Raw genomic sequence first — 19,153 nt, 5'->3', positions numbered from 1 at the left:
GAGCGGAACCAATAGCAGCCGTTACCCAAATAACGGATATACACCCAAAACTTCCCTAATCGTGCAAAGCCTTAGCCGCCCCCAACAACCCCCGAAACTTCAAATATCGCGCCTGCAAAACAGCCTGTTGAGCGCCGTCCGGGAAAAACCGTTGCTTCACCGGCATCCCCGCCTGCAACAGCGCCGCACCCTGGCCGCTCGACAGGAACCCCAACTTCGCTGCACCAATACACGCCCCCAACTCACTGCCATGCAACGTATAAATCTCCCGCCCAAGAATATTGGCCAACAACTGCGCCCAATACTCACTGCGCGCCCCACCACCCACCAACGCACAAGCCCCCACCGTGGCCCCGGCCGACTGCACTGCATTCAATGCATCCAGCAACCCGAACCCGACGCCCTCCATCACCGCATACCCCAGCATGGCCGGCGTGCAGTCATGCCCCAGGCTCATGAAACCACCCCGCAACAACGGGTCGTTATGGGGCGTGCGCTCCCCCGCCAAATACGGCAAAAACAACGGATTGGAAACCGGCACGCCCTGCCCGATCGGCCACTCGGCCTGCACCCGATCCAGCAACGCCTGCTCATCAACCGACCCCGTCAACCGCGTCACCCACCGCAAGCAACTGGCCCCGGCCAGCATGGCGCCCATGGTGTACCAGCGATTAGGCAACGCATGACAAAAACTATGCACCGCACTCGCCGGATTCCCCGCCGAGTGATCAGTAATCGCCACGATGGCCGCACTCGTCCCCAACGTGATAAACGCATCCCCCGCATTCACCGCCCCTATGCCCACCGCCGCCACCGGGTTGTCCCCGCCACCGCCGGCAATCACCAGGCCCTCGGCCAAGCCCAGTCGCCCCGCCGCAGCCGCATTCAAACAAGCACTGGCCGCGCCACCTTCTACCAGCCGTGGCATCTGCGCCAACCGCAAACCCGTGGCCTGCAGCATCGGTTCAAACCATTCACGGTTGGCCACATCCAGCCACAGCGTCCCCGCACCATCGGACACATCACTCACGCGCTCACCACTCAAGCGCAGGCGCAGGTAATCCTTGGGCGACAGCACGCAATCAATGGCGCTGAATACCGCCGGTTCATGCTCCTGCAACCACAGCAGCTTGGGCGCCGTGAGACCGGCCATCGGCAAGCTGCCGGTGACGTCGGCAAACTCACTGCCCAAGGCTTCAGCCTGGGCCATGGCACGGGAGTCATCCCAGAGAATCGCCGGGTACAACACCCGGTCGTCTTGCCCCAGCAATACCGCCCCGTGCATCTGCCCGGACAACCCGATGCAGCCGACACGGCCGTAGGCATCCGGCTGATCAGTGCGCAGTTGGTCCAGGGCCTTCAGGCATGCTTGCCACCACTCCTCAGGCGCCTGCTCGGACCAGCCGGTGTGCGGGCGCGAGACTGTCAGCCGCGCGCCCGCATGGGCGAGGACGTTGCCTTGCTCGTCCATCAGGATCGCCTTGAGTTCCGAAGTGCCGAGATCAATGCCAAGGGAAACCGCGTTGTTCATATCAGGGGCAGCCGCATGAGTTACGAATCTTCAGGGTGGGCGCGAGCCGCACGCTGTGTGTTTTACGCTTGGGCGACGCCATGCGCTCAAGCAGCAGGTTGACCGCCCGGGCGCCGAGTTCCTGGACCGGCTGTGCGATCAGGGTCAGGCGTGGCACAAAGAAATCCGCCCAGTCAAAATCATCGAAGCCCACCAGGGCCATCTGCCCGGGCACGTCGATATTCGCATCACGCAAGGCGTGCATCGCACCCAGGGTCATCAGGTTGTTGCCCGCCATGATTGCCGTGGGCGGTGTTGCCAGGGTCAATAACTGCGCGGTCGCTTGCCGTGCCGGCTCGCTGCTGGAACCACCGTTGACCAGCAACTGCGGGTCAAACACCAACCCTGCCGCCTGCAACGCGGCTTGATAGCCGGCCACGCGCTCATCGGAAGTGCCGAGCCCCGCGCGCCCGGAAATAAAGCCGATGCGCCGGTGGCCATGCTCGATCAAGTGCGCCACCAAAGCCTGGGTAGACAGGGTATTTTCCACCCCGACCTGATCGAAACGATCACACATCATCCGGTCCACCAGCACCGCCGGCACTTGATTGGCCTGCAGGTATTCCAGGGCCAGCGAACCGGTAGACGGCGCCAGCAGAATGCCGTCCACCCGCCGATGGTGCAGCGCCGTGACCACACGCAGTTCCTGTTCGGGATCGTCGTGGGTATCGACAAACAACATCATGTAGCCGTGCTTGGCGCACTCGGTTTCAATCGCGTGCACCGTTTCACTGAAGTAGTGGTTGGACAGCGCCGAGATCGCCACGCCAATCGTATTGGTGGTGGACCGCGCCAGGGAACGCGCCAGCGTGTTGGGGATGTAGCCCACCTGCCGGATCGCGTCCTGCACCGCTTGCACCGTGTCCGGGCTGACCTTGCGGGTGCCGTTCAAGACGTGGGAAACCGTCGACGTCGACACCCCTGCAATTCTTGCCACATCCTCCATGGTTGCCACGGTGCTCACTCCTGGTTTCTTTTAATGTTTGCTGGACCAACCGCTGTAGGAACCGACGTTATCGCGGGTGATCAATTTTGGCGCCAGCAGGGTAACCGCTTCGGCGGGTTGTTTGTCATTGAGAATGTCATTGCCGACATTGACGGCGGTCTGGGCCATGGCCCATGGGTCCTGGCTGGCGGAGGCCTGGATCAGGGTGTCGGTCTTCAAGGCATTCTCGATGTCCGGCGCGCCGTCCACGGAGGTGATGATGATGCCGCTGCGTTTCAGTTGCTTGGCCGCCAGGTCGCTGCCGATGGCTTGCGGGTCGTTGATTGCGAACAGGCCGTCAATTTTCTGAAAGCGTGTCAGGTAGCCCTGCATCACGTTCAAGCCGCCTTCGCGGGAGCCTTTGCCGTCCTGGTCATCTGACAGCACCTTGATCTCCGGGGCGCTGGCCAGCGCGGCTTTGCAGCCTTTGACCCGATCGGTCACGGCGGTGACTTGCGGGCCGTTCTGAATGATCACATTGCCCTTGCCCGACAGTTTGTCGACGATGAACTGGCAGGCGAGCTTGCCAGCCTCGACGTTGTCGGTCTGCACCGTGGCATTCACGCCCTTGGCGTCGACGTCCACGGCCACCACCACGATCCCGGCATCACGGGCTTTCTTGATCGCCGAGGCCATCGCCGACGGGTCGACGGCGTTGAGCAGGATCAGGTCGACCTTGGACGAGATGAAGTTGTCGATCTGCGAGAACTGCTTGCTCAGGTCATAGTCGGCCGACACCGAGGTGACTTTCACCGCCGGGTTCAGCTCCTTGGCCCGCGCCGTGGCACCGTCGGCCAAGGTCACGAAATACGGGTTGCCCAGGGACCCCATGCTGATGCCGATGGCTTTCAGTTCACGGGCTTGCACCGCCTGGGACATCAACACGGCAACGCCCAGGGAGGCGACAACAGGAAACATGCGTTTGAAGTTCATGATGACTCTCTTGTGATTGTTGTTTGAGTGAAATCAGGTCCGCGCACCGGACTGGCGATAGCGATCCAGCGCCACCGCGCCAATGATCACGATGCCCTTGATGATGTACTGCCAGATATCCGAGACGCCCAGCAGCACCAGGCCGTTGGTCAATACCGCGATGATCAGCGCACCAATCAGCGTGCCGCCGATGGTGCCGACGCCGCCGGTAAAACTGGTACCGCCGAGGATCACTGCGGCAATCGCATCCAGCTCATAGGATTGTCCCAGTTGCAGGCCATTGGCGGCGAACAGGCGTGACGCGCTCATCACCGCGCCCAACCCGGCCAACGCACCGGACATGGCATAGACGAACAGCAGGACCTTCCACACCTTGATCCCCGACAGCCGCGCCGCTTCCGGGTTGCCGCCCACGGAGTAGATTTGCACCCCCATCACCGTGCGCCGCAGGATGAACCACGACAATGCGATGACGGCCACGGCGATGATCACCAGCCAAGGCACGCCCAGTACTGAGTCGTTGCCAATAAAGGCAAACGGCAAATCAGGGTTGAACACGGTCTTGTCGTCGGCCAGCAACCTCGCCAACCCGCGCATGGCGGTCAGGGCACCCAGGGTGACGATAAACGGCGGCAGGCGCATGAAGGCGATCAGGCCGCCGTTGACCAGGCCCAGCAACAGGCCGAAGCCAACCCCGGCGGCAATCCCGAACATGCCGAACTGCGGTGACATCGACGCTTGCAACGCAACCACAGCCGAAGCCGCAAGAATCGCTCCCACCGACAAGTCGATGCCCGCCGTGAGGATCACAAAGGTCATCCCCGCCGCCAGCACCACGTTGACCGACGCCTGCTGGGTGATGATCGACAGGTTCTGCACCGTCATGAAGTTTTCGCTGGCCAGGGCAAAGCCCACCAGCAACAGCACCAGCACCGGCAACATGCCCACCGTGCGCATCAGTTCGCGAATACGCTCAGCCTTGCCGATCGTTGCCACAGTCATGGTGTTGCTCCCGCTTGTCGTTGAATTAGCCATGGGCGGCCACCTGTTCGCTGCCGGTGGCGAGGTCGATGATCGCCTCCTGGGAAATATCCAGCCCCGATGCCCCGCCCACTTCGGCCACCAGTTGCCCTTCGCGCATGATCAGCACGCGGTCGCAGGTGCCGATGATTTCCGGCAGTTCGCTGGAGATCACCACGATGCCTACACCGGCCTTGGCCAACTGGTTGATGATGCGGTAGATCTCGGATTTGGAGCCGATGTCCACGCCACGGGTGGGCTCGTCGAGGATCAGCACATGCGGCTTGACCTCCAGCAGCCGTGCCAGCAGCACCTTCTGCTGGTTGCCACCGGACAACGCGCCGACGTTGACCTTGCCCGACGCCACGCGGATCGACAGGGACTTGATCGCATCGCGTGAGCGTTGTGCGGCGTGGCCACGGTCGAGCACGCCACCGGCATGGGCATCCGGCACACACGCACAGACGTTGATGTTGTCGGCCACGCTCATGTCGAGAAACAGACCCTGGGCCTTGCGGTCCTCGGTGAGGTAGACGACACCGGCGCGAATCGCATCCGCCGGGTTGCGCAGTTGGGTCACGGTTTTGCCGACCACCTCCAGGGTGCCGGAGGTGCGTGGGTCGGCGGCAAAGATCAGCCGTGCCAGTTCGGTACGCCCGGCGCCCACCAGGCCGGCGATGCCCAGTACTTCACCGGCGTGCAGGTCGAAGCTGCAGTTTCGCACGCGCTTGCCGTCGGCCATGTCACGCACGCGCATCACCACCTGGCCGGGGTCGTAGGCGGCATGTTCCTTCTTGTAGAAACCGGAGAGGTCGCGGCCCACCATCATCTTCACCAGCACCTCGGCCGACAGCACGTCCCGCGCCAGTTCGCCGACGTACTCGCCGTCCCGCAGCACCGAGACCCGATCCGACAGTTCGTAGATTTCCGCCATGCGGTGGCTGATGTAGATGATCGCCAGGCCTTGGCTGCGCAGCTGTTTGATCAGCGCAAACAGGCGGTCGGTCTCGCGAGAGGACAGCGGCGTGGTGGGCTCGTCCATCACCAGGATTTTCGCGTGGGCATGCAGCGCCCGGGCGATTTCTACCAGTTGGCGCTCGGCGATGGACAGGCTGGCGACGCGGGTGGTGGGCAGGAACTCCGCGCCAAGCCTTGCCAGCACTTCAGCCACCCCGGCTTCCATGCCCTTGCGGTCGATGGTCCAGCCACGGCGCAGTTCACGGCCCAGGTAGATGTTCTCGGCCACCGTGAGGTTCGGACACAGGCTCAGTTCCTGGTAGATCACGGCAATGCCGAGGGCTTTGGCGGAGGCTGGGTTGTAGCTGGCGACGGGCTGGCCATCAATGCGGATGGTGCCGCCATCATCGGCCTGGTAGGCACCGGAGAGGATCTTCATCAAGGTCGATTTGCCGGCGCCGTTCTCACCCATCAAGGCGTGGATTTCACCGGGGTAGACCTTCAGGCTGACGTTCTTGAGCACCCGCAGACCGTTGAAGGTCTTGCTGATGCCGTGCATTTCGAGGAGGGGCAATGGCTGCGGTACGAGGCTCATGGCTGAGGCCTCACCGATGATGTGACGCCCACGGCGATGCGGACTGACTGGCAAGACAAAGTGTGCATGTGCAACCCCGGCTTTTTTATTTTTTTACCTGGGTCAACGCCGAAAATGCTTCAGCTGGTGACCTGATTGAAAATGACTCTAATCAGATAAAAAACTTTAAGCAAGCGCTTGCGTAGCGTTTTTTAGGGTTGGTTAAACGTTTCATCAACTCATGTTCCGTCGATTGTGATGATTGAGTGTTGAAACCATGGATGAATGCCAGGGCGGACCAACCTGGCATTCCGATCACTTCTTCAAGGTTCGAAGCGCTTGGGCAACATGCGTACCAAGGTGTTATCCCGGACCCAGTAATGGTGAAACAGCCCTGCCGCCGCGTGCAGTCCGATCAGCCAGTAACCGGCACTGCCCAGCCATTCGTGCCAGTGTTTGAATTGCCGTGCGAGGTCCGGGTCCGGGTTTACCAGCGACGGCAAAGGAATCGCAAAATACGGCAGCGGTTTGTCCTGTGCGTTGAGCATCAACCACGCCAGCAGCGGCGTGACGATCATCAACCCGTACAGCGCCAGGTGCATCAGCTGCGACAGCGCCGTTTGCCAGGTCGGTGGGCGTGGCAGGATCGCCGGGCGCGGAGCCAGTCGGCCGAGCAAGCGCAGCCACACCAGCACAAAAATCCCCACGCCGAATAGCGCATGCCCGCCCAGGAGCAGGCTTCTCAGCGCGCTCCCTCGGGGTAGCAGGCCTTTGATTTCGATACAGGCATAGACGCCGACAAACAGCGCAAGCATCAGCCAGTGCAGGGTCATCGACAGTGTTGTGTAGCGCTGGGTGGTTGAGTTTTGGGTCATGGGTGAGGAGCCTCGTGCAAGGGAGTGGCCGGCGGACGATTCATTCATCCCGCCGTGAACAGACAGCGCCACCCTGCCCTTCGCGTCTTAAGGCAATCTGAAGATGGGCAAATCGATCATTTTCAGCACCTTCAGACTTCGTTAAGAATCGCCCCGGATACTCCTCCCAACTCAACGAGGGAGGCGAATTGCCAATGCCCGATATCGACTGGAACATTCCCTTGCCACTGAGGTTCGGCCAAGCCGACACCCCACACATGTCACTGGATCGTGCCTTGGTGCACGACGCGCAACGCCCTTCTTTCGAAGCCTTCATCCAGCAGCGTTTTCGAATTGCCCATGGCGCTGATATCCGGCATTTCATGCCGCAACTGTTTGGCGTCAGCAAGGCTGGCGGCGAGCTGTGCGCGGTGGCCGGCGTGCGGTTGGCCAGCGCCGAGGCGCTGTTTCTGGAGCGCTACCTGGATCACCCGATAGACCCGCTGATCAGCGCTGCCGCCGAGCAAACGGTGGACCGTGGAGCCATCGCTGAAGTCGGCAACCTGGCTGCCAGCGACACCGGCAGTGCGCGGCTGAGCATCATCGCTATTACCTACTTACTGGCCATGGGTGGCCTGGAGTGGGTGGCATTTACCGGCAATACCGGACTGGTCAACAGCTTTCACCGCCTGGGATTGAAGCCCGTCACCCTGTGTGCGGCCGACCCGCAGCGCCTTGGCGACGACCAGCATCACTGGGGCAGTTATTACGAAAGCCAGCCTTGGGTGCATGTCGGGAATATCCGCGCCGGGTTCATTCATTTACGCAACATGGGCCTGTTCACGCGCCTGGGGTTGCCAATGTCTATCGAGGAAGCCAGCCATGTCGCCTGAAACCCGGCGTTTCCAGGAAGCCCTGCGCAGCCATGCCGAGCGCCACGACGGCAGCATCGCCCTGTGGGGCGATCACCTGAAACTGGATTACCCCACCCTGTGTGCCGAGGTGGCGTATCGACAACAACGCCTGCGTGATGAGGGCGCCAAGGTAGTCGCCGTGGCGCTGGACAACGGGGTAGACGCGATGCTCTGGGACTTGGCGGTGCTGTTCGAGGGGTTGACCTGTGTCACCCTGCCGCCGTTTTTCAGCCCGGCCCAGCGCGCTCATTGCCTGGAGCAAAGCCAGGCCGAACGGGTGATCTGCGAGCCGCACCTGGCGCCTGAACTGCACGCCCTTGGCTATCGGAACAACGGCGAGTTCTGGCATCGCGCCTTCAATGGTGCGAACTCAATGCCAGAAGGTACTGCCAAGCTCACCTTCACCTCGGGCACCACCGGAACGCCCAAGGGCGTATGCCTGAGCGCCGATAGCCTGCTGCGGGTGGCGCGGGAGCTGGAGCACGCCAGCCGACCGGCAGCCCCTCGCCATCATATGGCGCTGTTGCCGCTGGCGATTCTGTTGGAAAACCTGGGCTGCTACGCCGCGCTGTACGCAGGGGCAACCTTGAGCCTGCCGAGTCAGGGCAGCCTCGGTATGCAGGGCGCCAGTGGCGTAAATGCGCCGCAACTGTTGGGCAGCCTGGCGGAGCGTGCGCCACACAGCCTGATCCTGGTGCCGCAGTTGTTGCAGGTGTTGGTCAGTGCCGCCGAGCAACACGTGTTCAACCCTCGGCTCCTGCGCTTTGCGGCAGTGGGCGGTGCCCGGGTATCCGAAGCATTGCTGGCGCGCGCGCAGCAGGTCGGGATGCCGGTCTATGAGGGGTATGGACTGTCGGAATGCGCCTCGGTGGTTTGCCTCAACCGGCCTGGGGCCCATCGCCCCGGCAGTGTTGGCCGGCCATTGCCCCATGTGGAGATTCGCCTGGACGATGACGGCGAGGTACTGATCAAGGGCTCCACCTTGCTCGGTTATCTGGGCCACGACGAGGCGCTGGATGCGTGGTGGCCCAGCGGCGACCTTGGGGTCTTCGATGCTGACGGTTTTCTGTTCCTCAAGGGCCGCAAGAAGCACCAATTCGTCACCAGCTTTGGTCGCAACGTCAACCCGGAATGGGTCGAGGCGGAGATGACCCAGGGCGGTGAAATCGCCCAGGCCTTTGTCTATGGCGAGGCACTGCCGCATAACCATGCGCTGCTGTGGCCCCGTCGCCCGGACTGCACCGACCAACAACTGGCGACCGCCGTGGCCCAGGCCAACGCTGCCCTGCCCGATTACGCCCAGGTGCATTACTGGACGCGCCTGCCTCAACCCTTTACAGCCGCCAACGGATTGCTGACCGCCAATGGCAGGCCACGCCGTGACGCCATCGTCGCGCATTATCAATCCCGCCTGGAAACCCTGTTCCCTGAGGAAACACCGTCATGAATTTCTTCGACACCCTGCAAGAAGCCACCCAGAAGGAACGCCAGGAACTGTTCAGCCTGCCGATCATTCGAGACGCGCTGGAAGGCACTGTCAGCCTGGACAGTTACCGCGCGTTCCTGGCACAGGCCTATTACCACGTTCGCCACACAGTGCCCTTGATGATGGCATGTGGCGCACGCCTGCCTTCACGCCTGGAATGGCTGCGCAAGGCCGTGTGCGAATACATCGAGGACGAATACGGCCATGAGCAGTGGGTGCTCAACGACATTGCTGCCTGCGGCGGCGACAAAGACGCCGTACGCGATGGACAGCCTTCGTTGCCCATCGAGCTCATGGTGGGTTTTCTCTATGACCGGATTGCCCGGGGCAATCCGGTGGGCCTGTTTGGCATGGTCAATGTGCTGGAAGGCACCAGCATCGCACTGGCCACCCATGCCGCCGGCAATATCCGTGAGCGCCTGGGGCTGCCCGAAACGGCGTTCAGCTACCTCAGCTCCCATGGTTCACTGGACATCGGCCATATGGAGACCTACCGCCGGTTGATGAATAGCCTTGAGGATGCTGATGACCAAGCGGCCGTGATTCACGCCTCAAAAGTGGTGTACACCCTGTACACCGCGATGTTCCGGGGTTTGCCACGCAGTGCGGAGAATACCCATGCGCCTATCTGACGCGCGGGTGGTGTTGACGGGTGCCAGCGGCGGCATTGGCCTGGCGATTGCCACCGCGCTGTGTGCCGCCGGCGCCAGAGTGCTGGCCGTGGCCCGGCACCGCGAGCCGCTGGACGCGTTGATCGAGCGCTACCCGCAACACCTGTGCTGGGTAGGCGCCGACCTGACCTTCGTCAGCGACCGGCGCAAAGTCCTGGCGGCGGCCGAAGCCATCGGCGGCATCAACCTGCTGATCAATGCGGCCGGTATCAATCACTTCGCGATGCTCGAACAACTGGACGACAGTGAAATCAGCGCCATGCTGGCACTGAACATTGGTGCGCCCATCAGCCTGACGAAAATCCTGCTGCCGGTGCTCAAGCAAGCCGAGAGCGCCATGGTGGTGAATGTGGGTTCCACCTACGGCTCCATCGGTTATCCAGGTTATGCCAGCTATTGCGCCAGCAAGTTTGCCCTGCGGGGATTTTCCGAAGCCTTGCGCCGGGAACTGGCCGACACCCGGGTGAGTGTCTTGTACGTAGCTCCCCGGGCCACCAGCACCCGCATGAACAGCCCGGCGGCGCAGGCTTTGAACGACGCGCTCAAGGCCAATGTCGACGACCCGCAAACCGTCGCATCGGCGGTGATCCAGGCCATCGCCACCGATCGGCGCGACCTTTACCTGGGTTGGCCAGAGCGCTTCTTCGTACGCCTCAACGGCCTGCTGCCGCACTTGGTAGACCGAGGGCTGCGCAAGCATTTGCCACTGATACGCCGCTTGAGCCACAAGCCTGACCACAAGGACCTTACGCCATGAAAAAAATCTTCGCGGTCTTGCTGCTGATGGGCCTGAGCCAGGGTTCCTGGGCCCTGGACAATGCCGACCAGCAACGTCTGAGCGACATCCAACTGCGCTGGGCGCACATTCAATACAACCTGCCCGCCGAACAACGCACCCATGCCTTTGAAGAGCTGGCCGCCCAGGCCACGGGCTTTACCCAGGCGCGGCCTCGGGTCGCCGAAGCCTGGATCTGGTCCGGCATCGTGACCAGCAGTTGGGCCGGTGCCCAGGGCGGGCTGGGCGCGTTGAGCAAAGTCAAGGAGGCAAAAGCCGACTTCGAAAAGGCATTGGCGCTGGACCCTGGCGCCTTGCAAGGTTCGGCCTATACGAGCCTGGCTGCGCTGTATGATCGCGTCCCCGGCTGGCCCATCGGCTTTGGTGATGCCGACAAAGCCGAGAAACTGCTCAAGCAGGCCTTGCAACTGAACCCGACCGGCATTGATAGTCTGTATTTCTGGGGGGACCATCTGTACCGGCAAAAACGCTATGCCGACGCCAAGGTCGCCTTGCAGCAAGCCTTGCAGGCCGCCCCCCGCCCTGGCCGCGAAACCGCCGATGCCGGGCGCCGCCAGGAGATCGAAAGCTTGTTGGTGGACGTCAACAAAAAACTGACCTGACAGGAGTCTCTGTGCGCTTATTACTGATCGAAGATGACGTGGCCCTGGGCGAAGGTATCCACCAGGCCCTGGCGCGCGAGGGGTACACCGTTGATTGGTTGCAGGACGGCAGCAGCGCCTTGCATGCGTTGCTCAGCGAAACCTTTGATGCCGTGGTGCTCGACCTGGGCCTGCCGCGCATGGACGGGTTGGAGGTGTTGCGCCGCTTGCGCGACAGCGGCTCCCAGGTGCCTGTGCTGATTCTCACGGCCCGAGATGCCACCGAAGACCGTATCGCCGGGCTGGATGCCGGTGCCGACGATTACCTGATCAAGCCCTTTGATCTGGCCGAGCTCAAGGCCCGTCTGCGCGCATTGCTGCGCCGCAGTGCCGGGCGGGCGCGGGCGCTGATCGAGCACGCGGGCATCGCCCTTGACCCGGGCACCCAACAAGTCAGCTATAACGGCGCACCGGTACTGCTGACGCCCAAGGAGTATCAGTTACTGCACGAACTGCTCTCCCCACCGGGGCGGGTCATGACCCGTGACCAACTGATGCAACTGCTTTATGGCTGGAACGAAGAAGCCGAGAGCAACACCCTGGAAGTGCACATTCATCACCTGCGCAAGAAGTTTTCCAGCGACTTGATCCGGACCATTCGCGGGATAGGCTACCTGGTCGAGGAACGGCGATGACCTCAATCCGGCGGCGCACCCTGACACTGATCATTGGCCTGCTGCTCGCTGGATTGTTGGTGATCAGCATTTTCAACCTGCACGACAGCAATCACGAAATCGCTGAGGTTTATGATGCCCAACTGGCCCAGAATGCGCGGTTGCTGCAGGGTGTCATGAGCATGCCGCTGGCCAGCAGAGACCAGGCAGACCTGTATCGCGCCTTCAATAAGGCTTTGGGAGAAGCGGTGCCCAAGGTCAATGGCCACCCGTATGAAAGCAAGATTGCCTTTCAGGTCTGGAGCCCTCAAGGCGAGCTTCTGGTGTTCACCAGCAGTGCGCCCGCCTTCGCCAAGCCGCCTGCGCAACCGGGTTTCGGCAATGTCACCGACTTGACCGGACGTGATTGGCGCGGCTTCGTGCTGAAAGACAAGGACAATGGCCTGCGGATCTGGGTCGGTGAGCGGGACGATGTGCGCTCCGACCTGGTCGACCGCATTGTGCGCCATACACTGTGGCCCAATATCCTGGGCAGCCTGATCCTGGCCGGCATGGTCTGGCTGGCCATCGGCTGGGGGCTCAAACCGCTGGTCAACATGGCCGCTACCTTGCGCGCCCGGCACTCCGGGTCATTGGAACCGATGCAACTGAGTCCCCTGCCCATGGAACTGGAGCCAATGCAGGCCGCACTCAATCGCATGCTGGCGCAGATCCAGGAAGTCCTGGGGCGTGAGCGACGTTTTATTGCCGACGCCGCCCATGAACTGCGTACACCGCTGGCGGTGCTGCGGGTGCATGCACAAAACCTGCTGGAAGCCGGCACAGAACATGAGCGCCGCGAGTCCCTCACGTTCTTGATCGAGGGCGTGGACCGCGCCAGCCGGCTGGTCAACCAACTGCTGACCATGGCTCGGCTGGAGCCAACCTCTGCATGGCCACCGGTTCAGCCGGTGGACCTGGCGACAACCGTGCGTGACGGCCTGATTCAACTGACCCCCTGGCTGCTCAGCAAAGGCCTTGAGCTGGCCTTCGAGATCGACGCTGACGACTGCCGCGCCAACGTTGATGCGGCATCCATCCACATTGCCTTGAACAATCTGGTGACCAACGCGGCCAACTTTTCCCCGGAACATGGGGTGATCACGGTGGGCCTGAACAAAACGCCCGGCTATTTCCAACTGACGGTGGAGGATGAGGGGCCCGGTATTGACGAAGCCGAGCATGAGCGGCTGTTCGAGCGGTTTTACAGCCGAGGCAACGCCCATGGCGCTGGCCTGGGGCTGACGATCGTGCAAACCATCGCCCAGAGCCTGGGCGGCCAGGTTCACCTGGAAAATCGCGCCACGGGCGGGCTCAGGGCCACCCTGGAAATCCGTCGCGACCCGGATTAATTGAAGATCGCATACCTGCCTTTGAGAAAAATCACTCCATTTGAGTGATTTGTTGTTGAGAGTGCATGCTTTTGACCTTGTTATAGCGGTGTAAACCGTTGCTAATCTGCTATCGTCCAAAGACATCATCTCCTCCTCATCGCGCCTGCGCGATCTTCTGTGAGCATGCTCTGCGGCGCTGCGTTTTCGCAGCGTCTGGCCCCAGGTTCACGGAACACTTCACGATGGACAACTCTTCAACCGACAGCCCCATCGAGCCGCAATCCCGGGCCGAGAAAATCGTCGAATTCAAACGCCAGAAAGCCCTGCTCAAGACCGGCGCGCTGCAAGACGCGATCTTCAACAGCGCCTACTTCTCCAGCATCGCCACCGACGAAAAAGGCGTAATCCAGATTTTCAACGTCGGCGCCGAACGCATGCTTGGCTACGCCGCCGCCGATGTGCTGAACCGCGTCACACCGGCCGACATTTCCGACCCCGCCGAGCTGATCACCCGCGCCGCCGCCCTCAGCCTGGAACTGGACACACCGATCACGCCCGGCTTCGAAGCCCTGGTGTTCAAGGCCTCCCGGGGCATCGAGGACATCTACGAGCTGACCTATATCCGCAAGGACAACAGTCGCCTGTCGGCGATGGTCTCGGTCACCGCCCTGCGCAACCGCAACGACGCGATCATCGGCTATCTGCTGATCGGCACCGACAACACCGCACGCAAGCAGGAAGAGGCGCAACGCAAAGGCTTTGAGCGCGCCCTGGAAGAGAAGAACCTGGAGCTGGAACACGCCAGCCACATGAAGTCCGAGTTCCTTGCCACCATGTCCCACGAGCTGCGCACGCCGCTGAATGCGGTGATCGGTTTTTCCGAGGCGCTCAAGGACGGCCTGGTGGGCGACATGAGCGATATCCAGCGCGAATACATCGGCGATATCTTCACCAGCGGCCAGCACTTGCTGTCGCTGATCAACGACATCCTCGACCTGTCCAAGGTCGAGGCCGGGATGATGGACCTGGAACTGGAAGCCGTGGAGCTGGCGGGGTTGTTGGCCAACAGCCTGCTGATCGTGCGGGAAAAGGCCGCGCTGCAACGCATCCAGTTGAAACTTGAATGCCAGGACGACTTCGGCACCCTGGAACTCGACCTGCGCAAGACCAAGCAGATCATCTACAACCTGCTGGCCAATGCGGTGAAGTTCAGCGAGCACGGCGGCTCCGTGACCCTGTCGGTGCGCGAGGTGAGTCGTGCACAAGTCGGGCAGGTTCCCGGCGACTGGCCCACCTACGGTTTTGCCCTGCAACCCAGCGAGCAGCAACAGTTCCTGGAATTCAGCGTCAGCGACACCGGCATCGGTATCGCCCGGCACGACATGAGCAAGCTGTTCAAGGCCTTCAGCCAGATCGACAGCAGCCTGGCGCGCAAATTCGAAGGCACGGGCCTGGGCCTGGCGATGGTCAAGCAACTCACCGACCTGCACGGCGGCAGTGTCGCCGTGGCCAGCCGCGAAGGCGAAGGCGCGCGGTTTGTGGTGTGGCTGCCGCTGCACCGTGCCGCAGATGCGGAGGCCCCATGGCCGAAATCCTGATCGTCGAAGACAACGAGGCCAATATGCGCCTCGCCCGCGTGCTGCTGGTGAACGCCGGCCACAGCGTGTTGTGGGCCGCCGATGCCGAGACCGGGCTGACCCTGGCCCGGGAAAAACAACCGGCATTGATCCTGATGGACATCCAGTTGCCGGGCATGGACGGCCTGGCAGCCACGTCACTGCTCAAGCAGGACCCTCATACCGCGCACATCCCGGTGATCGCCCTGACGGCCATGGCCATGAAGGAAGACCGTGACAAGACCCTGCGGGCCGGCTGCGATGCCTACATCATCAAGCCCCTGCGCTACAAAGAGCTGTACCAGGTGATCGACACGCTGCTGCAAAAGAACATTACTCCCTCGACTTGAGTCCTCTCCATGGCCAGCCAACCCGCAACGCTGTTGATCGTTGATGATGAAATCCAGGTGCGCAAGCTGCTGGAAACCCTGCTGCGCCACGAGGGTTACCAGACCGTGAGCGCCGCCAGTGGTGAAGAAGCCTTGCAGTTGGTGGCGCAGCGGCCGCCGGACTTGATCCTGCTGGACATCATGATGCCGGGCATGGACGGCTATGAAGTGGCCAACCAGCTCAAGGGCAACCAGGCCACGGCGAACATTCCGATCATTATGCTTTCGGCATTGAGTGAGTCCAGCGCGCGGCTCAGCGGCCTGGAAACCGGTGCCGAGGAGTTCATCAGCAAGCCGGTGGAGCGGGTCGAGTTGTGGCTACGGGTACGCAACCTGCTGCGGCTCAAGGCCCACGGCGATCGGTTGAAAAACCATAGCCAGTTGTTGGAGCAGCAACTTCAACACCACCAAAATGAGTCCTCGCGGTTGAATGTGCATGATCTGGCGCGCCTGGACCTGGAAAAAGCCCTGCGCCTGGCGGTCGAGCGCGAAGAATTCGTGCTGCATTACCAACCCAAGGTCGAACTGGCCAACGGTCAGGTGTGCGCCCTCGAGGCCCTGCTGCGCTGGGACCGGCCCGGTTACGGTGCGGTGTCTCCAGCGGTCTTCATACCGATCCTGGAAAGCCAGGGCTTGATCGTCACGCTCGGGCGTTGGGTGATCGACAACGTGTGCCGCCAGATCGCAGCGTGGCAATCCGGCACGGTGGGCGCGGTGGAGGTATCGGTCAACGTTTCGGGGCATCAATTGATCGAGGGTGACCTGATTGCCGATATCGCCCAGTCCCTCGCCCAGGCCGGCGTGGAAGCGCATTGGCTGGAAGTTGAATTGACCGAAGGCTCGCTGATGGAGAACACCCAGCACACCATCGCCAGCTTGCAGCGCCTGCGGGCGATGGGGGTGAAGATCTCCATCGACGACTTCGGCACCGGCTATTCCAGCCTGGCCTACCTGCGGCGGTTCCCGATTGATACGCTGAAAATCGATATCGCGTTTATCCGCGAAGTCACCAGCAACCCGCAGGACGCGGCCATCACCCGCACCATCATCGAACTGGCCCACAGCCTGAAGCTGCGAGTGGTGGCCGAAGGCGTGGAAACCCAGGCGCAGCTGGAGTTTCTGCGGGAAGCCGGCTGCGATCAGATCCAGGGGTATCTGTTCAGCCGGCCTTTGCCGATGAAGGAGTTGGAGCGCCTGCTGCTGGATAAGCGCAGCCTGGTCAGGCCGCAGCCTCACTGACTTCGAACAACCCCACCAGCTTCTGCAACTTGTTGGCATTGACCCGCACGGTTTCCGCGCTGGTCTGCAACACCCCTACGGTCAGGCGCATTTGCTCCGAAGAGTGGCTGACCTGCTTGATGGTCTTGCCATAGTCGAGGCTGCGGGCGTTGAGCTGCTGGATGATGCTGAACATGCTCTCCACCGCCTGGTGCAGGTGCACGTTCTCCGAGGAGGCGTCCTCGGCCAGGCGCAGGCTGCTGTCGACGTTGGTCACGCCGTTTTCCATGAAGCCTACGGCCTTGCGGGTTTCGCCTTGCAGGCCCTCGACCATCTGGCGAATGTCTTCAGCTGCCTTGGAAGTGCGTGACGCCAGGGTGCGGACTTCGTCGGCCACCACCGCAAAACCGCGGCCATGCTCGCCCGCCCGCGCCGCCTCGATGGCCGCATTCAGGGCCAGCAGGTTGGTCTGGTTGGTGATGTCGCTGATCAACCCGGTGATGTTGCTGATCTGTGCCATGCGGCTGTCCAGCAGTTGCACGCTTTCCGAGGAGCGCTGCACCACATCGCGAATCGACTGGGTGCCGACCTGTACCGCGAGGAATTGCTCGCGGGCCCGGCTGACCACCTCGTCCATGGCCTGCTTCATTTGCTCGGCGCTCACCGAGGCTTGCTGGATTTCTCCCAGTTGCTCTTCAACGATGATCATCATGCGGTGGGTGGCGTCGGCCACTTCATGGGACATCAACCCGGCCGCCTCGCTGCGGCCGAGCATCAATTGGTTGGTGTTGCCAACGCTGTGGCTGGCCTTGACCACCTGGCCGACCACCGAATCCAGGCGGTCGATGAAGCTGTTGATCCAGCGGCTCATGTCGCCGGTTTCGTCGTTGACCATGCGCCCGCTGTCCAGGCGTTGGCGCAGGTTGCCCTCGCCTTCGGCAATGGTGCGGATGACCTCGGTCATTTCATTCAGGCGTGCGGCCAGGCGCCTGGGGCCCAGGCGGCTGAACAGCAAGGCCGCGACGACCATGCTCAGCACCTCGCACGCATCGGTCCAGGCGGCGGGCAAACCACTGTAGTGACGGACCAGGAAGTTGCAGGCAAACAGGCCGGCCATGGTCGCCAGATAGGGCTTCATCAAACCGTGGCTCAGGGAGCGCCGGCGGTAGACCTCTTCCAGGTCGGCCTCGCACATCATGCCCCAGCGATCCGGCGAGCCCGGCAGTTCGAAGGTCACGCCCTTGCCCACCACCGGGATGTGACGGTAGTCGGAATAGCCGGGATAGGTGACAAACAGATTCGAGCCCTTGCGGATGGTTTCCCGCACGCCGGGGTGCAGTTGTTGGGTGGCGGGGTCGATAAACCGCAATTCCAGTTCGGTATGGCGCTGGATCTGTACGGTTTTCCAGGGTGTGTGCACGCCGCTCTTGAGATTTTCACCGTGGGTGAAGGCGCCGTCCTCGAAGCGTGAGCGGGATAGTGCAATGCCCGGCTGCAGCGCCGGGTCGAAGCGCGATTGCACCATGAACAGGTAGTTATCGCCGGACTCGGGGAAGATATGCCCGGCCTCGCGCTGGATCAAATCCCCGAGTATGTCGTTGGGCACCCGACCGCAGAGGCAGCCGACCACCCTGCCCTCGCGGGTCAATGGTTGGTAGAACATCAGGGTCACTTCGTCATGGAAGCGCGAGGACGAAGGGCCGATCTGCAAGGTCAGCGGGTCGCTGTAGGGACCGTGGAGGAATGGCGCCTTGAGCCCGGCGGCCAGGGCTTGTTGATTGAGCGCGCGGTGACTGGCCTGGCTCCAGGTACTCGCCAGTAGTTCGCCCTTTGGGTCGACGATAAACAGCTCGGAGAAATCCCCGGCCTGGTGCAGTTTTTCCAGCAGCAGGCTGTTGTCGGTGAGCACGGAATCGCGGGCCAGTGTCGCGGCCAGTTCGTTGAGGTGTTCCCACTGTTCGCGGGTCCAGGTTTGCAGGAGTTTGACCCGGGTTTCGGCAATGGCCTCGAAGGTTTGCTCCATCACCGGGTACACCGCGCGGTTGAGGCGGCAGGACCAGCCCATGGCGAACTTGCCGGTCTTGCCCCACCAGGGCAGCCAGCTTTTCTCGGCGGAAGATAACTGCATCGTGCTGCTCGACAGGCTGCTCATGGCGGACTCCGGGAGTGATGTCTAATTGCCATATTTCAAGGCAATTAATGCGCCAATTAGCTAGCTTGCTATTGATTAGGCTGCCTGGCCTGTCATGCGGGCCAACGGGAGCGAGCTTCCTCGCTACAAAAAGCTGCATGCAATCAAGAGCATGCACCAGCGGGTGGCAGTGAGATCGCTTGTCGGGTGGGATGTCCCAGGGGACCGTGGTTTTCGAGATCGAATATCGGCGGAATTTTGGGGGCATATCCGTTATTTGGGTAACGGCGGCTTATGGTTTCGCTCTTACAGCGAGTCACTTTGCAAAAGCGTTCAAACGTGAGCCGCTGTAAGAGCGGAACCAATACAAGCCATCACTCAAATAACGCATATACACACCAACCCAATAGC

17 protein-coding genes are annotated in these 19,153 nt (G+C 61.8%); 10 read left to right on the top strand and 7 right to left on the bottom strand.

Annotated features, from left to right (window positions below):
• Nucleotides 1-55: 55 nt before the first annotated feature.
• The 6 genes from xylB to HX807_RS31195 form a co-directional block, all read right to left on the bottom strand.
• Complete coding sequence (xylB, locus tag HX807_RS31220) at nt 56-1,531, bottom strand: xylulokinase (RefSeq protein ID WP_177052175.1); 1,476 nt, start codon at nt 1,529-1,531, stop codon at nt 56-58.
• Nucleotide 1,532: 1 nt separating this feature from the next.
• Complete coding sequence (locus tag HX807_RS31215) at nt 1,533-2,525, bottom strand: LacI family DNA-binding transcriptional regulator (protein WP_177052177.1); 993 nt, start codon at nt 2,523-2,525, stop codon at nt 1,533-1,535.
• A gap of 21 nt (nt 2,526-2,546) precedes the next feature.
• A complete protein-coding gene (locus HX807_RS31210) occupies nt 2,547-3,488 on the bottom strand; it encodes an ABC transporter substrate-binding protein (RefSeq protein WP_177023386.1) in 942 nt (313 codons plus the stop codon).
• Nucleotides 3,489-3,521: 33 nt separating this feature from the next.
• On the bottom strand, nt 3,522-4,490 hold the full coding sequence (locus HX807_RS31205; RefSeq protein WP_003209708.1) for a hypothetical protein: 969 nt from the start codon (nt 4,488-4,490) through the stop codon (nt 3,522-3,524).
• Nucleotides 4,491-4,515: 25 nt separating this feature from the next.
• Nucleotides 4,516-6,060, bottom strand: coding sequence for a sugar ABC transporter ATP-binding protein (locus HX807_RS31200; RefSeq protein WP_177052174.1), 1,545 nt, complete (start codon nt 6,058-6,060; stop codon nt 4,516-4,518).
• 302 nt (nt 6,061-6,362) lie between these two features.
• On the bottom strand, nt 6,363-6,914 hold the full coding sequence (locus HX807_RS31195; RefSeq protein WP_177052172.1) for a cytochrome b: 552 nt from the start codon (nt 6,912-6,914) through the stop codon (nt 6,363-6,365).
• Nucleotides 6,915-7,108: 194 nt separating this feature from the next.
• On the opposite strand from HX807_RS31195, the gene HX807_RS31190 reads away from it, so the two are divergent.
• From HX807_RS31190 to HX807_RS31145, 10 genes are all read left to right on the top strand, one after another.
• On the top strand, nt 7,109-7,786 hold the full coding sequence (locus HX807_RS31190) for a thermostable hemolysin (RefSeq protein WP_177052170.1): 678 nt from the start codon (nt 7,109-7,111) through the stop codon (nt 7,784-7,786).
• Nucleotides 7,776-9,254: an AMP-binding protein gene (locus HX807_RS31185; RefSeq protein WP_177052168.1), complete on the top strand. Its 1,479-nt coding sequence runs from the start codon at nt 7,776-7,778 to the stop codon at nt 9,252-9,254. Before HX807_RS31190 ends, HX807_RS31185 begins: the two co-directional genes overlap by 11 nt.
• Nucleotides 9,251-9,925: a TenA family transcriptional regulator gene (locus HX807_RS31180; RefSeq protein WP_177052166.1), complete on the top strand. Its 675-nt coding sequence runs from the start codon at nt 9,251-9,253 to the stop codon at nt 9,923-9,925. The genes HX807_RS31185 and HX807_RS31180 overlap by 4 nt, the downstream gene beginning before the upstream one ends.
• Nucleotides 9,912-10,721, top strand: a complete 810-nt coding sequence (locus HX807_RS31175) for an SDR family oxidoreductase (protein ID WP_017479760.1) — start codon at nt 9,912-9,914, stop codon at nt 10,719-10,721. The genes HX807_RS31180 and HX807_RS31175 overlap by 14 nt, the downstream gene beginning before the upstream one ends.
• Complete coding sequence (locus tag HX807_RS31170; RefSeq protein WP_177052164.1) at nt 10,718-11,362, top strand: tetratricopeptide repeat protein; 645 nt, start codon at nt 10,718-10,720, stop codon at nt 11,360-11,362. The genes HX807_RS31175 and HX807_RS31170 overlap by 4 nt, the downstream gene beginning before the upstream one ends.
• A gap of 11 nt (nt 11,363-11,373) precedes the next feature.
• The gene (locus tag HX807_RS31165; protein WP_177052162.1) at nt 11,374-12,036 is read left to right on the top strand and encodes a response regulator; all 663 of its coding nucleotides are present in this window, start codon (nt 11,374-11,376) and stop codon (nt 12,034-12,036) included.
• Nucleotides 12,033-13,406 (top strand): ATP-binding protein, encoded by a 1,374-nt coding sequence (locus HX807_RS31160; RefSeq protein ID WP_177052160.1) that lies wholly within the window; start codon nt 12,033-12,035, stop codon nt 13,404-13,406. The genes HX807_RS31165 and HX807_RS31160 overlap by 4 nt, the downstream gene beginning before the upstream one ends.
• Before the next feature lie 224 nt (nt 13,407-13,630).
• On the top strand, nt 13,631-14,986 hold the full coding sequence (locus HX807_RS31155) for a HAMP domain-containing sensor histidine kinase (RefSeq protein WP_177052158.1): 1,356 nt from the start codon (nt 13,631-13,633) through the stop codon (nt 14,984-14,986).
• Nucleotides 14,971-15,354, top strand: a complete 384-nt coding sequence (locus HX807_RS31150) for a response regulator (RefSeq protein WP_177052156.1) — start codon at nt 14,971-14,973, stop codon at nt 15,352-15,354. Before HX807_RS31155 ends, HX807_RS31150 begins: the two co-directional genes overlap by 16 nt.
• A gap of 9 nt (nt 15,355-15,363) precedes the next feature.
• Nucleotides 15,364-16,632 carry an EAL domain-containing response regulator gene (locus tag HX807_RS31145; RefSeq protein WP_003209700.1) on the top strand — a complete coding sequence of 423 codons (1,269 nt, stop codon included), beginning with the start codon at nt 15,364-15,366 and terminating at the stop codon, nt 16,630-16,632.
• Here the strand turns inward: HX807_RS31145 and HX807_RS32095 are convergent.
• Nucleotides 16,613-17,248 (bottom strand): methyl-accepting chemotaxis protein, encoded by a 636-nt coding sequence (locus tag HX807_RS32095; protein ID WP_371132487.1) that lies wholly within the window; start codon nt 17,246-17,248, stop codon nt 16,613-16,615. The genes HX807_RS31145 and HX807_RS32095 overlap by 20 nt on opposite strands.
• Nucleotides 17,249-19,153: the final 1,905 nt, after the last annotated feature.

Origin of the sequence: Pseudomonas sp. D8002 (genome assembly GCF_013385695.1) — a bacterium.
Taxonomy (GTDB): Bacteria; Pseudomonadota; Gammaproteobacteria; order Pseudomonadales; family Pseudomonadaceae; genus Aquipseudomonas.
The sequence above is the reverse complement of the archived record's forward strand: the minus strand, read 5'-3'. Positions and strand labels throughout refer to the sequence as shown.

Coding starts and splice junctions, on each gene's coding strand:
- xylB (WP_177052175.1), bottom strand. CDS start 1,531: ATGAACAACGCGGTTTCCCTTGGCATTGATCTCGGCACTTCGGAACTC.
- HX807_RS31210 (WP_177023386.1), bottom strand. CDS start 3,488: ATGAACTTCAAACGCATGTTTCCTGTTGTCGCCTCCCTGGGCGTTGCC.
- HX807_RS31205 (WP_003209708.1), bottom strand. CDS start 4,490: ATGACTGTGGCAACGATCGGCAAGGCTGAGCGTATTCGCGAACTGATG.
- HX807_RS31200 (WP_177052174.1), bottom strand. CDS start 6,060: ATGAGCCTCGTACCGCAGCCATTGCCCCTCCTCGAAATGCACGGCATC.
- HX807_RS31195 (WP_177052172.1), bottom strand. CDS start 6,914: ATGACCCAAAACTCAACCACCCAGCGCTACACAACACTGTCGATGACC.
- HX807_RS31190 (WP_177052170.1), top strand. CDS start 7,109: ATGCCCGATATCGACTGGAACATTCCCTTGCCACTGAGGTTCGGCCAA.
- HX807_RS31185 (WP_177052168.1), top strand. CDS start 7,776: ATGTCGCCTGAAACCCGGCGTTTCCAGGAAGCCCTGCGCAGCCATGCC.
- HX807_RS31180 (WP_177052166.1), top strand. CDS start 9,251: ATGAATTTCTTCGACACCCTGCAAGAAGCCACCCAGAAGGAACGCCAG.
- HX807_RS31175 (WP_017479760.1), top strand. CDS start 9,912: ATGCGCCTATCTGACGCGCGGGTGGTGTTGACGGGTGCCAGCGGCGGC.
- HX807_RS31170 (WP_177052164.1), top strand. CDS start 10,718: ATGAAAAAAATCTTCGCGGTCTTGCTGCTGATGGGCCTGAGCCAGGGT.
- HX807_RS31160 (WP_177052160.1), top strand. CDS start 12,033: ATGACCTCAATCCGGCGGCGCACCCTGACACTGATCATTGGCCTGCTG.
- HX807_RS31155 (WP_177052158.1), top strand. CDS start 13,631: ATGGACAACTCTTCAACCGACAGCCCCATCGAGCCGCAATCCCGGGCC.
- HX807_RS31150 (WP_177052156.1), top strand. CDS start 14,971: ATGGCCGAAATCCTGATCGTCGAAGACAACGAGGCCAATATGCGCCTC.
- HX807_RS31145 (WP_003209700.1), top strand. CDS start 15,364: ATGGCCAGCCAACCCGCAACGCTGTTGATCGTTGATGATGAAATCCAG.
- HX807_RS32095 (WP_371132487.1), bottom strand. CDS start 17,248: ATGGACGAGGTGGTCAGCCGGGCCCGCGAGCAATTCCTCGCGGTACAG.